The sequence below is a fragment of the Acetobacter orientalis genome, from assembly GCF_000963965.1.
GTDB lineage: Bacteria > Pseudomonadota > Alphaproteobacteria > Acetobacterales > Acetobacteraceae > Acetobacter > Acetobacter orientalis.
Map to the genome: position 1 here is coordinate 17,722 of NZ_BAMX01000012.1, position 12,874 is coordinate 30,595.

Consider the following 12,874-nt stretch of genomic DNA (forward strand, 5'->3'; position numbering starts at 1 on the left):
GCTCAATTAGTGAGAAACTAGCTCAATTTCTACCCGGCGAGAACCAACGCTAGAGCCTTCTGTATTGGACGGAGCGCGCGGAGTCTGCCGAATACGGTCTCCAGATACACCATCAGTTTGCAGTTGTTGGGCAACCAGCTTTGCGCGTTTTATAGCCAGCAGAGAGTCTGCTGAAAGGTCGTTACCCGCAGTTGCATACCCCTCAACTTGCACAATGCGCGAGGGATTTTGCTGAGCAAGTTCAGAGGCTTGCTGAATGACATTGCTAGCCGCGTCATCGAGTTCAACAGAGCTATTTGCGAAGAAAACCACATACTTACGCGGTGGCTCAGATGCGCACCCGGCAAGAAGTGAAAGCCCAAGAACGGTCATCAGGCGGCGCATGGCAGAGGTTCCCTACAGCATGAAAGTTGTTATGGCGTCTAGCATATTGCGCTAAAAAACATGTCGCGCCTGTAGACTTAACTACTCGTGCCGTGTGGCACGAATTACGTCAATATTGTGATAGCGGCGGTACTGCAAGAGCCGTACCGCCAGACAGGCGCCAAATCTGGTCTAGAGCCTCTACCCCAGTTAACCTGTGCGCTATCAAAATAACGGTACGGCCTTGTGTTACTCGATTGAGGGTTTCCAAAAAATCCAACTCGGTTTGGGCATCAAGCCCGGTTGCAGGTTCATCCAGAATGAGAATGGGGGCGTGGGTTAATAATGTACGGGCCAGCGCAACGCGCCGCCCCTGCCCGCCAGAAAGGCGTATTCCCCCCTCACCCAGCCATGTGTCGAGCCCATCAGGTAGGTTACGTACAACGTCAGCCACGGCGGCTTGTTCTAACGCTTGCCACAAGTCTTCTTCGGTAGCATCTGGGCGACCTAAAAGCAGGTTTGCTCGAATACTGTCGTCAAACAGATGCGTTGCTTGAGAAAGCCATGCAATGCGCTGGCGTAATGAAGTTGTATCAATATCGGCAAGAGGCACATCATCAAACGTAATGTTGCCACTCTCTGCTTGGGTAACTTTTAGTAAAAGCGCCGCCAGACTGGACTTGCCCACACCTGATGGGCCAAGCAGCGCCACACGGCTACCCGCTGCAATTTGCAAATTCAATCCATCAAAAACATAGGGGCGGTCAGGCGCCCAGCGGAATTTTACATTTTTAATGGCAATACTCGGGTGCTGAGGTGCCTCAATACGGGCTTGGGGTATTGTGGCCTCGTGCGTTGTGTCAGCTATTTCTACCACACGTTGAGCAGCAGCCCCCATGGTACCGGCTTGTAACCCTGCGCGTGTTAAAGTGCTTGCGCTTTCAAAAGCGGCAACAACCAGGAATAGGCTGCCCACACCAGCAAGAGGTGTAATATGCAAAAAAAGTTTGCCAGCAATGGCCAGAAGCACAAGCCCTATAGCCACTTGACCTAATAGAAATGCCACAGCGTTTGCTGCGGCTGAGCGGCGGGCCAGTTCTAATTGTGCATTCAGTAAAGCTGTATCAGAGGCATGTACACGTGCCAGCATGCGTTCTTCTGCACCGAAAGCACGAATTTCTCTTAACCCGCTAACCAGATCCAAAACGCTAATGCGTAAAGCGGCCAGCGTATGGGTAAGGAGTTGTGCCTTGTGCTGACTTGCGCGTGCCATGCCGTAAGGCACCAAAAAGGCCGCAAAACCAAAAAGTATGCCTACACCAGCAGCAAGGCAGAGTGAGCTTTTACCAAGAATAATGAACAGAACAGGAAGTGTGAGGCACGCACAGGTAAAGGGAAGCAAAATCCGTAAATATAAGCCATCAAGCGTGCCGATATCAGACACAAGGCGTGAGAGCATGTCCCCCGCGCGTCTAAAACCTAGGCCTGCTGCGGCACCTTGTGCCAATGAACGAAAAAACCACACACGTAAGCTGGCAAGTGCTCGAAACATGGCATCATGCGCAAAAAGGCGTTCTGCATAGCGTAAGGCAACACGCCCTATCCCAAGCCAGCGCAGCAAGACTGTTGTAATAAGCACTTGGCCTACCACTGCTCCGGCAACGCGTAAGCCAGCTGTTTGCATAAGCGCCAAGCCAAGGCAAAGTGCCAGCAGAGCGAGCACAATACCAATAATTAAGCGTGGTGCCTGCGCATGCCAAAGACCAAGAATGCGGCGAATGGCTTGGATTTGAGACAGGGGTGTGCGTGCAGATGTGTTGCTATCATGCTGGTTCATGTGAGTGCCGCAGCCCCCTGTCGTGCCACTACGCGGCCATGTTGCAGATCAATACGCCGACCATGAAAAATATGTGCAGCCGCTGAATGGGTTGCCAAAACAACTGTTTTTTTAACGGCCAAGCGTTGCAGGCTTTCAAAAACGCTTTTTTCGGTTGCGGGGTCTAGATGTGCCGTCGGTTCATCCAACAACAAGATGGGAGCATTTTTTAAGTAAGCTCTTGCTATAGCAATACGTTGCGCTTGCCCGCCAGACAAACCAAAACCGCCTTCGCCAATCTGTGTTTCTAACCCATGCGGCAGGAGTGGCAAAAACTCTTCTACGGCTGAAGCTTTGATGGCGGCTTGCAATGACTCTTCATCTGCATGTGGGGCAGCAAACAAAATATTTTCGCGCACGGTACCGGCAAAAAGAACCGGCTTTTGCCCAATCCAAGAAATCATACGGGCTAAAGCGTCAGGCACAATGGTTTCAAGCGGGGCACCATTGAGTAATATTTTCCCGCTTTCTGGCGTAATAAACCCAAGCAGAAGCTCAATAATGGTTGATTTACCAGAACCAGAACTGCCCGCCAAAATAAGAGTTTCACCTGCGGGTACGGCAAAGCTGACATTTTCTAGAGCGGGGCCACGTGCGGGGTCCCACGTAAAGCTAACAGTATCGAGGGTGATCATAACGCCACTCGCGCTTACGGTGCGTGCTGCTTCTACCTCAGCTTTTTCGGGTGCAGTCGGCAGGTCAAGCATTGCGGTGGCGGTCCCTTGTGCGTGGGCTTTATCTTGATAGGCCAAAGCTAAAGATCTGAGTGGAGCAAAAAACTCTGGCACCACCAATAAAACAAACAACCCATGCGTGAGCGTGGCTTCAAGGAGCAGTGGCGTGGCATGTGTTGTGAGAGCCAGAGCATGCTTGCCAGTTAAAATCGCCAACACGATCAAGGCCACGGCCATTGCGCAGTCGATAGATGCCGAAGAAAGAAAAGCAACGCGTAGCACTTTCATGGTGCGTATACGTAGTTCTTCAGCGGCACTCGCAAGGCGCTGTGTTTCATCTTCCGTGCGGCCTGCAAGCACAATGGTTGCTATGCCTTTCACCCGGTCTAAAAAGCGGGCCTGTAGGCGGGTCATTGCTAAAAATTGGTTACGTGAGGCTACGGCCGCACCTATGCCAAATAAGGCCTGACAGAATGGCACAGTTAGCCCGCAAAGACCTAAAATAAGAGCTGCTTGCGGGCTAACGCTACAAACAGCAATAAGAATGCAAAGAGGAGCCGCAATCCATAAGACAGAAGCAGGTAGCCAACGCGCAAAAAAACCATCCAAGGCTTCAATGCGGTCTACGGCGGTTGTTGCCAAGGCACCACTCTGTACGCGCCTTAACAGGGCTGGGCCACCCACTAAGATAGCGTTAAGCGCGTGTTGCCTTAAACGCCCTCTGGCGGCAATACCAGCTTTAGCCGCTGCCGTGTCGCTTGCCATCATGCAGGCTGCTCTGGTCAGAGCCAAAACAGCAAAGCCTCCAATGGGCCATAGCGGGAAAGATGTTACCGTTTGTGCGGTATCATCCAACCCCATAAGGGCGTGCCCTAACAGGCTTGCAATACACCATGCCTGCCCTACCCCAGCTAATGAGGAGAGAAGACCAAATATCATGACAGGGCGTGCTGCCTGTCTTCCCAACCGAGACTGAGCCCGCGTCCAGTTTCGTATTGCTGCTTTATCACCGCTCATAGGAATAGCCATTTATACTGCTCTGCTGTTAACGCAAAGCGCTAAGCGTGCGCGCCGCGGCTGCATATACGGCATGTCGGTTGTGCTGTGTGTTACAAAAGCTGCTTGAGCAGACTTTCAGCTCAAAGCTGTTCTAGGGGGAATGTGAACGTATAATGTGTGCCGTTTTCACAGCTCTGCGTAAATTCAGCGTTTAATTGCCGCGCAAACCCGCGAATAAGCTTTAAACCAATACCAGACTTTTCTGTAATACCGCAGGTTTCTGCTTCGCAGCCAATACCATTATCACTGATTGTCAGGCTTACCATTTGTTCACGTCGTTTGAGGGCAATGCTAATTGTGCCGCATCGTTCATCAGGGAAAGCGTATTTGATGGAGTTGGTAACCAACTCGGTTACAATAAGTGCTAGGGGCACGGCCTGATCTGCACTCATGCAAAAATCATCAGAGATGATTTCCATAGAAATACGGCCAGTTTCATATTCTCCTGCAATATGAAGCGTCTGACCGCATAATTCTTTTAGAAAAGACATGATGTTAAGCTGGTCGAGGCGATCTTCTGCATAGAGGTTACGGTGCAATGTGGCCAATGCACGCACGCGGTCTCTCGCTAAGGCAAATTCGGCTCTAAATTCTGGGTTAGAGATTCTGCTCGCTTGCAGGTTGAGTAATGACGCAACAATTTGGAGGTTGTTTTTTACGCGATGGTGAATTTCACGCATCAGTAGCTCTTGATGCGCCATAGCCTTTGTTAAACGCTTTTCATGGCGGGATAGTCTGCGGGTAGCGCGTGTAAACGCTTGGCCTAAACGTTGCAGCTCTAATGGCATTGAGCGTGTGGTACGAGCATCAAACACGCCTTCCATCTGCCATTTTTGTACGGCATAGGTTAAGCGCCTAAGAGGCCATACAAGCACAAAATTTGCTGCAGCGGTTACGCCAATAAGCCCGACAATAAGCAGTAAAACGAGTGCCGAAATTTCCAGCAGCATGGTGGTGAGCGCACTATTTTCGCGCGGCGTTCTTTGTGTTGCAACGAGAATATCAGTGCCGCCAGCAATAGACCCTAAAGCGTAGCCAGTCTCTGCCGTAGGGAGTGCTGTAATGGTGTTTTTTTCATTAGCGAGGCGGTTGCGTAAGCGCTCTAAAATTTCACGAGGTGGGGGCTTCCACCCGCAGTCCGTACAGACTGGTTGCAAACTATTGTTTGCCCCAACAATCCATGCTTGTAAGGGGTTATTCGTATCAGAAAAAACTTGCCAGCCAGAATTGCCTGCCAGATAGGCAGCCTTCCGCGATAATTTGAGAATGCCAACAAGATAACCACGCGTTTCAAGCGTGGTTAAAAATACTGCAGGCACAGTAATGCGCAAAAAGGAGTTATGCTCCTCAATCCCCGTGTCGTTTTGTACGCCCTCAAGGAGTGTGCCGTCGTAGGCGGGGAATGATGGATTTTTATTAACGGCATTACACCCGCCATTAGGCGGAGAAACTGCGTGCAGCACCTCCCCTTCCGAATCCAATAGTCCTAAATAGCAATAACGTTGCCCACTTACGGTTTGCGCAAGGGAGAGAGCATGCCCGATTTGCTCTGGCGTAAGATCCATGCCGCCTATGGTTTCAAGAGCACTACGCAGCCTGTCTGTGTCGTGCCTAAACTGTAGGTCTAGCCGTGTAATGGCGGAAGAAGCGCGTTGCGCACTCCCTCTTTGTAATTCACTGTAGTTGTGAATGGCCATAGCAAAGCCAATGCCAATAACAGGCACGGCCGATAAGCCAATAATTAAGCGCATGCGTGCGCTAGTGGTGCTAAAGATACGACCGAGCCGAGCTAAAACAAAATGAAAGGCTCTACGCAACATACGCGTAGGGCCTTCATTTTGCAGGGCTTCTTCTTTAGTCCTTGCGGTCTTCTTCAATGAGCTTCAACAATTCTTCTGGTATGGGCTCATTGGCTACATCATCAAAAAGCTGATGTAGCCCCCGTTTTAGCCAGAGATCAAACGCTTGGTCAGGCGTTTTCAAAGGCTTGTTATTGTTTTCAGTACCCATAATTTTTTCCATCCGGTGGGAAAGAAACGGCCCACCTAACGGAAACGTTGTACAGTTTGTTTGAATAGCAAACATCTGACATGCCCAAACCCGCTAGTCTGCCCACACTTCTCTTGTCTGGTGCCGCACGTTATGCATGCTTGGTTGGTGCGGTCGCGCCCGTACCACGGTCAAGCTTTCTGCGTAGTGTTGCCGCCTGTGACTTCAAGCGTTCATTACCAACATGTTCTTCGCCTGTCATCCATGCTTCTAACTGACGGCGTGCACGGAACACGCGGCTTTTGGCTGTTCCAACGGCGCAGCCTGCAATATCAGCCAATTCTTGGTAGCTCATACCTTCCAGCACGCCCAGCACAAGTGCTTCACGCTGGTCATCTGGCAAACGTGAAAGGGCTGCATCAAGGTCTTTCAGAATGATTCGGTCTTCATGTGGTGCATTGGTTGCAAGGAAAGAAGGGGGCATGTCATCCACGTCTGTAGTTTCACGCTTCTTACGCAAGTCTGAAATAAAGCGATTGCGCAGAATGCGGTGCATCCAAGCCGGAAAATTTGTGCCGGGTGCAAAGCTGTCTTGTGCTGCAAGGGCATTGCAAACGGCATCCTGAACCAGATCTTCTGCTGCAGCCCGGTTGCGTGTGAGGGCAAGTGCCTGAACACGGAGTTTGGGCAGAATTGCAATTACTTGATCATGGAATGAAAGTGTCATCGGAATACCCTTTGCCTTATTCGTTCTCATTGTCTCAATGAACGGGGCACCGAAATGGTTACATGCTGTTTGTAAAAAAAATCAAAAAATAGTTTTTATTGGAGTGTTGGGGATGCGTGCTTGAGTAACTCAGCCCTAGCTCGCGAAACGCGCGCCTTCATGGTACCAACAGAAGCACCGCAAATGCTGGCTGCTTCCTCATAGGTCATTTCCTGAGCGCCAATTAGCACTAAGGCTTCACGTAATAGTGGCGAGAGTTGCCAGAGCATATGGTCAAGATCTTGCACAGCCTGCCTTGCCGGGCCTTCTGGAGCATTCGTCGTATTGCTGCCTACATTGAAGGCATATGTATCAAGCACTTCTTGCTCTTTTTTGGCCCGGCGTACCTGTTCAAGAAAGAGGTTGCGCAGTATTGAAAACACCCATGCTTTTAAATTTGTACCCGGTTCATATTGCTCACACTTTGCAAGCGCACGCAAAATGGTTTCCTGTACCAAGTCGTCGGCAATGCTGGGGTTGCGGGCTAAAAAACGTGCAAAAGCACGTAGCGCCGGTATGAGCGGCAGCAACTCTTTCCTGAAATGTGATGCAGAGGTGCTACTGTCTTGGAAATTATCGTGTTTCAGAGCACTTCCCTCTTCCTGTGAGCGTTCGCACATGCCATCGTTATACCCCTGCGTGTTTACCACCCATACTCCACGGTAAGGAGATTTGTCATGCCAGAGTCACAGCGTTCAGCCCTCATTCAGGCTCTCCCTTATGGCAGACGGTTCGCGCGCGCTTTAACACGCAGTCAACCACGCGGAGACCTCTTGGTTGCACAAAGCCTCAGAAGTTTGGCAACAGGGCACCAGACAGATGATCTCCCTCCCCTCTGTTGTCTTTATCGTGAAATTGCACGGCATTTTGGTAACCAGATTGAAGCAGCGCTCACAGAAAATGGTTTAACCGTTACGCAAAGACAACTCCTACTTTTGCTCACCCTAGAAGAAGTTGCGCCAGATATGGCGGCTAAAATTTTAGATCTCACGCCAGAAAAAGCACATGCAGAAGCAGAGCGTGCTTATACTTTTTTGAAAACAGGCATTCAGACTTCAGTGCTGATTATTGAAGACGAGCCCATTATTGCGATGGATATTGAAGAACTCGTGCTGCAATGTGGCCATAAGGTTGTTGGTGTTGCCCATACGCAAGATGATGCTGTACGCATTGCCAAGGCAACTAAGCCCGGCCTGATTTTAGCCGATATTAACCTAGGCACAGGTGGAGATGGCATGCGTGCTGTCGCCGAAATTGTGAAGACGCATAATACGCCTATTATATATGTGACAGCCTACCCCGAACGCCTCTTGACCGGCGAAACATCTGAACCAAGTTTTGTTATTACCAAACCATTTGAACCCCTCACCCTTGCTGTAGCGACTTACCAAGCTGTAAGTGATTTTGATCTGGCACGCTCATAAAAATTTTATTCAGCTCTGTTTGGAAAAATTTTTCATAACGCTACGTTCGTGTTGGTCTTGCATTACGCTCCATCATGACCCAGAAGACAGGTCATGGCATTACCTCCTCTTTTGCACCTGCAAGATATTACTCTCACCTTGGGGGGGCGCCCGCTCCTAGCCGGAGGTAGTCTAGCAGTTGCGCGTGGTGAGCGCGTCTGTTTGGTCGGACGTAATGGCTCAGGCAAATCAACGTTCCTGAAAATTGCCGCTGGCGTCATTCAGCCAGATTCTGGTTCAGTCTTTGTGCAGCCGGGCATCAAGTTACGTTACCTGCCACAAGAGCCTGATCTGTCTCAATATGCCACAACCCTTGATTACGTTCAGAGTTGTATTGACGAACCAGAGAATGAATGGCGCGCCAATGCGCTACTGGATGCGTTGGGACTGACTGGCCTAGAGCAAACAAACCATTTATCTGGAGGCGAAGCCCGCCGCTGCGCTATTGCCGGCGTGTTGGCTGCTGCACCAGACGTACTTTTGCTGGATGAGCCTACCAACCACCTTGATATGCCAACTATTGAGTGGTTGGAGAAAGAGTTGTTGAGCCTAAATTGCGGCATGGTCATTATTAGCCATGACCGCCGCCTCCTTTCCACGCTTTCTCGCGCTGTAGTCTGGCTCGACAGAGGCACTACACGTCGGCTCGATCAAGGTTTTGAGCGTTTCGAAGAGTGGCGCGAAGAGGTTCTTGAGCAAGAAGAGCGTGATGCTCACAAATTAGACCGTCAAATTGCGCGAGAAGAAGATTGGATGCGTTATGGCGTAACTGCACGCCGTAAACGTAATGTACGGCGTGTGGCAGAATTGGGTAGCTTGCGTCAAGCCCGTCGTGAGACCGTAAAAGCACCAGGTACGGTTACACTTCAGGCACAGTCGGCTGGAACTTCTAGTAAGCTTGTTGCCGTTGCAGAGCACGTCAACAAAGCATGGGGCACACGCCCGATTGTTAAAGACCTTGACTTGCGTTTGTTGCGTGGAGACAGGCTAGCAATTGTTGGTGCAAATGGCGCAGGTAAAACAACGTTACTTCAACTTCTAACAGGCAAAGATATGCCTGATAGTGGTACGGTAACGCTCGGGCCATCTCTTGCCATGGTCTCGCTTGACCAGCAAAGGCAATCTCTTACGCCGGACAAAACACTTGCCGACACACTTACTGGCGGCGGTGGAGATATGGTGCAGGTCGGTGAAGAGAAACGCCATATTATAGGCTACATGAAAGATTTTCTTTTTAGGCCGGAGCAAGCCAGAACACCCGTTAGTGCGTTATCGGGTGGAGAGCGTGGGCGTTTGATGTTGGCCTGTGCTTTGGCACGCCCATCGAACCTGTTGGTCTTGGATGAGCCAACCAATGATCTGGATTTGGAAACACTAGATTTATTGCAAGATATGCTGGCATCTTACGATGGTACAGTGTTGTTAGTTAGCCATGACCGCGATTTTCTAGATCGGGTTGCAACTTCTGTTCTTGCAACGCACGGCAATGGTGTGTGGGTAGAATATGCTGGTGGCTATAGCGACATGGTGGCTCAAAAAGCCGCAGGCAGCAGCATGGAAGAAATGGGCCAGGATAACAAAGAGGTTGTTGCTATTACTCAACCTCGGTCTGAACCTAAGCCCACACCTACGAAAAAATTAAGCTACAAAGACCAATTCGCACTAGATAATTTACCTGCTGAAATGGCCAAACTTGAAGAGAAAGCTAAAATCCTTCGCGATAAGCTGTCTCATCCAGAGTTTTACATAAAAGACCCTAAGGGTTTTGCAAAATATACCGCTGAACTTGAAAAGCTTGAAACTGATTTGGCTCATGCTGAAGAGCGCTGGTTAGAGCTAGAAATGAAGCGTGAAGTCCTTGCAAATACAGGAAAATAATTAGTTTCAAGGGGTTGCCAACTGGGGGGCTCTTGGGTATTAAGTCCACAACAACCGGGCGCGTAGCTCAGCGGTAGAGCATCGCCTTCACACGGCGGGGGTCACAGGTTCAATCCCTGTCGCGCCCACCATGAAAAATAGCAGTAATCCGCTATAATTTCATGGTTTTCTGGTTGTTCCCAAATACAGCACGGTACGAAAAGAATCAGTTAAATCCGGTTTGGCGCGACAAAATCCGTGCCATATCCGTGCCAATTATCCCGATTCGTTTTCTCTTGCGCTCTACCCCATCCCCGCACTAGAATCACGGGGCTACGGCGGCGTGGATTGGACACGCTTGAGGACAGGGGTAGCTGCTCGTTCGATCCGAGCGCCTGACGCTAGGTGTCTGAACTACCTAGACAGCCGGTATCAAGCCCGGCCCGCAGCAACAGTTTCAGGTTCCAACCATTGGGCTATACCCAATAGTTGGCAGGTGCCAGACCCGAACCGCTCTGCGTATGCATCGGTAATTCTGGAAGTCGTCGTGTGCACGCGGCGCAGATGCGGAGTGGCCCTTAGGGTCTTACATCTCGCAGCAGTACGGTGGAAGCCCGTCATTTATCCCAATAGTTCGGCCTCCCAGATCATTTTCCTGACGTCGGGAAAATGATCTAGATTGCTGTCACTCAAACGGGCTGCCTTCCTTGCCGCCTTTGTTCAAAAAGAACGCGACACCCAATACCCCCATGAATGTCAGGCCTCCCGCAAGGAAGGCCTCAACATACCCCATCATGACGCTTGGATTGCGTCATTATCGGCTTTGCACTTTGCAAAAATGGCTTCAATATCAGCCACAGTCGGGCCATCGCTCGACTTGCTCTGGTTGATGGCTTCGACCACGGTCTCGTAAACCTCGGGCCCGTATTTTTCGGCCAGAGTTACAACGGTGCCTGCAATTCCGAGAATTGCGCTGATTGCTGCTGCGTCCATGTTATTTGCTCACTTCTGGAAATGTTGCTGCACAGGTTGTTGGCATAGTGCCCTCTTTGGCCCCGAGCCAGCAGGTGGTAAGGCTGGAGAAATCAGCCTGTAGGGAGGAAACCGCGGTTTCAGTGATGCTGTTTCCTGCCTCAATCGAGGTTTCAAGCGCAGAAAGCTGATTAAAGACCGTCTGGCTGGCGCGTTTGATTAGCACCTTGTCGGCATCACTTACGGTCACGCCTGGCACTTTACCCGCCATTACGTCGGGCATTGGGTTGGCCAGTAGATGATAGGCACTGTCCAGATTGAACACTGTCTGCCGGAGTTTGCCCTGCGCGGTGTTGGCGCATGCGACAACAGCCACAAGTGGCAGGAGAAAGAATAATTTTTTCATGAAAGGGTGCCCTTAGACTGTTGGGGTTTGTGTTGCGTCCGTTTCGTCGGCTTGCTTAGTCTTGGCTGCTGTCACTGCGGCGTTTAATCCGCTGAGAATATCAGTTGTTCCGACGAGAACGCCATTAAGGTCGAACGAGACAAGTCCTGACACGGTGGGGAACAGGCCGTCCAAGAGCGTTGCAACGCCAGTTGAGACTTTAATGGCGTTCTCGCTCAAGCCTTTGCCGGAGATTGTGGAATACAGCTCCTCTCCTGCCGATACGAGCGGGGTAATAGTATGCGAATTCGTGGCAACATCAGTTGTCATGTCGGGTTCCAGTCAAGTTTTAGGAGTGCTGGACTTAGCGGCTGTGTCGTCTGCATTAGCAGCGTGCTTGCCGTTAAGGCCCAACTTGTTAATGACATCGTACAGCGGCAACAGCTTGCTGCCCGCCGCTGGCCGGGGCCAAAAATACGCAATCAGCGCACAGGTGCTGACAGCGAATGAACCAATTACACTCGCGGCTGCCGCATATTTCGCGGGCAGCATCGGCAGGACGTAATTGAATAAAGATGCGAGAAGCGTTGTGGGATCCACGTCATGCCTCCATCGCGGCGCGGAAACACGGCACAGCCTGCGCTGCTACCCCTGCCCCGCCCGGCGTGTTGTAATGCTGCTTCCAGTATGCGGCCCATGCTGTGGCATCGTTCGCGGCTGGTAGCGGGTCTGGTTGCCTGAGCAGGTGCACCCGGCACATTGCTGCGGCATAAAGCGGGTTGGTCACGAGCGCTTGCGCCGTTGGGGCTGTGCCATTGAGCAACCGGGAAAGTGCAGCCTGTAGTTCTGGGTGGTAGCGGATGAAGTTACGCCACAAATCATCGTGCGTGGCCGGTTCCATCTGCCAGAAACCAAGCGCCGGGCCTGTGCCTAGCTGGCGCAGATATGTGTACCCGCTTTCTTTCAGACCAATGCCCAGCACGCCCTGTTGCGCCGAGAGCGAATTGAGGCCAGCCGGGAGTGCTGCAAGCGCTGGCTTCACTAACAGGTCGCGCACATGGGGGAGATAGAGGCCGGTCATGGGTGCATCCAGAAATGGGAGACGAGGGTCGCAACCCCAGCAGAGGCGGACGTGACGATGGCCCAGCCAGCCCAGCCACGCACGCTGCCAAGCCGGTCTATGCGTTTTGCTAGGCCGTCCAGAGACGCGCCGAGGGCGTTTATCCCGTCCTCAAACGTCTGTTTCTGAGCCTCAGCCCGGGAACGATTTTCGCCGTTGTATTCGGCCATTTTAGTCGTGAGGGTTGTCACGCTCTGCTCAAGTCTCACTTGGCCAGCTTCAAGCGTGGCCTGCCCGCTCTCGAGTGCCGCAATGCGCTGGTTGTGGTCGTCAAGGCGCGGGACAACGAGCGCCATCAGTTCGGCGCTTTGTGCGTCAGTCATGGGGTATCCAATTTTCAGGGGGGGGGG

15 protein-coding genes and 1 tRNA gene are annotated in these 12,874 nt (G+C 51.4%); 3 read left to right on the plus strand and 13 right to left on the minus strand.

The annotated features are described in order from the left end of the window. Window positions 1-6: 6 nt before the first annotated feature. From Abor_RS04895 to Abor_RS04925, 7 genes are all read right to left on the minus strand, one after another. Window positions 7-384, minus strand: a complete 378-nt coding sequence (locus tag Abor_RS04895) for an OmpA family protein (RefSeq protein WP_048840734.1) — start codon at window positions 382-384, stop codon at window positions 7-9. A gap of 109 nt (window positions 385-493) precedes the next feature. Next, on the minus strand, window positions 494-2,200 hold the full coding sequence (cydC, locus tag Abor_RS04900) for a thiol reductant ABC exporter subunit CydC (protein WP_048840735.1): 1,707 nt from the start codon (window positions 2,198-2,200) through the stop codon (window positions 494-496). After that, the gene (gene cydD / locus Abor_RS04905; protein WP_048840747.1) at window positions 2,197-3,930 is read right to left on the minus strand and encodes a thiol reductant ABC exporter subunit CydD; all 1,734 of its coding nucleotides are present in this window, start codon (window positions 3,928-3,930) and stop codon (window positions 2,197-2,199) included. The genes cydC and cydD overlap by 4 nt, the downstream gene beginning before the upstream one ends. A gap of 122 nt (window positions 3,931-4,052) precedes the next feature. After that, window positions 4,053-5,792 carry a sensor histidine kinase gene (locus tag Abor_RS04910; protein ID WP_232015097.1) on the minus strand — a complete coding sequence of 580 codons (1,740 nt, stop codon included), beginning with the start codon at window positions 5,790-5,792 and terminating at the stop codon, window positions 4,053-4,055. A 34-nt stretch (window positions 5,793-5,826) separates the two neighbouring features. Further along, window positions 5,827-5,982 (minus strand): NepR family anti-sigma factor, encoded by a 156-nt coding sequence (locus Abor_RS04915; protein ID WP_232015244.1) that lies wholly within the window; start codon window positions 5,980-5,982, stop codon window positions 5,827-5,829. Window positions 5,983-6,112: 130 nt separating this feature from the next. Then, window positions 6,113-6,688, minus strand: a complete 576-nt coding sequence (locus Abor_RS04920; protein ID WP_048840737.1) for a sigma-70 family RNA polymerase sigma factor — start codon at window positions 6,686-6,688, stop codon at window positions 6,113-6,115. A gap of 95 nt (window positions 6,689-6,783) precedes the next feature. Next, window positions 6,784-7,347, minus strand: coding sequence for a sigma-70 family RNA polymerase sigma factor (locus Abor_RS04925; protein ID WP_084594383.1), 564 nt, complete (start codon window positions 7,345-7,347; stop codon window positions 6,784-6,786). A gap of 57 nt (window positions 7,348-7,404) precedes the next feature. Here Abor_RS04925 and Abor_RS04930 point away from each other — a divergent pair, with 57 nt between their 5' ends. The 3 genes from Abor_RS04930 (at window position 7,405) to Abor_RS04940 (ending at window position 10,199) form a co-directional block, all read left to right on the plus strand. Continuing rightward, window positions 7,405-8,151, plus strand: coding sequence for a PhyR family response regulator anti-anti-sigma factor (locus Abor_RS04930; protein WP_048840738.1), 747 nt, complete (start codon window positions 7,405-7,407; stop codon window positions 8,149-8,151). Between the two features lie 93 nt (window positions 8,152-8,244). Further along, complete coding sequence (locus Abor_RS04935; RefSeq protein WP_048840739.1) at window positions 8,245-10,068, plus strand: ABC-F family ATP-binding cassette domain-containing protein; 1,824 nt, start codon at window positions 8,245-8,247, stop codon at window positions 10,066-10,068. Between the two features lie 56 nt (window positions 10,069-10,124). Beyond that, window positions 10,125-10,199, plus strand: a tRNA-Val gene (locus Abor_RS04940). Window positions 10,200-10,839: 640 nt separating this feature from the next. Here the strand turns inward: Abor_RS04940 and Abor_RS04945 are convergent. The 6 genes from Abor_RS04945 to Abor_RS04970 all read right to left on the minus strand — a co-directional run. After that, window positions 10,840-11,040: a hypothetical protein gene (locus Abor_RS04945; protein ID WP_048840740.1), complete on the minus strand. Its 201-nt coding sequence runs from the start codon at window positions 11,038-11,040 to the stop codon at window positions 10,840-10,842. A 1-nt stretch (window position 11,041) separates the two neighbouring features. After that, window positions 11,042-11,425 carry a hypothetical protein gene (locus Abor_RS04950; protein ID WP_048840741.1) on the minus strand — a complete coding sequence of 128 codons (384 nt, stop codon included), beginning with the start codon at window positions 11,423-11,425 and terminating at the stop codon, window positions 11,042-11,044. Between the two features lie 12 nt (window positions 11,426-11,437). Continuing rightward, window positions 11,438-11,734 (minus strand): hypothetical protein, encoded by a 297-nt coding sequence (locus Abor_RS04955; protein ID WP_048840742.1) that lies wholly within the window; start codon window positions 11,732-11,734, stop codon window positions 11,438-11,440. A gap of 12 nt (window positions 11,735-11,746) precedes the next feature. After that, window positions 11,747-12,004: a hypothetical protein gene (locus Abor_RS04960; RefSeq protein ID WP_048840743.1), complete on the minus strand. Its 258-nt coding sequence runs from the start codon at window positions 12,002-12,004 to the stop codon at window positions 11,747-11,749. 1 nt (window position 12,005) lies between these two features. Next, window positions 12,006-12,485 carry a hypothetical protein gene (locus tag Abor_RS04965; RefSeq protein WP_048840744.1) on the minus strand — a complete coding sequence of 160 codons (480 nt, stop codon included), beginning with the start codon at window positions 12,483-12,485 and terminating at the stop codon, window positions 12,006-12,008. Continuing rightward, the coding region (locus Abor_RS04970) for a hypothetical protein (RefSeq protein WP_219809788.1) at window positions 12,482-12,874 on the minus strand (393 nt) is incomplete at its 5' end. The genes Abor_RS04970 and Abor_RS04965, both read right to left, overlap by 4 nt.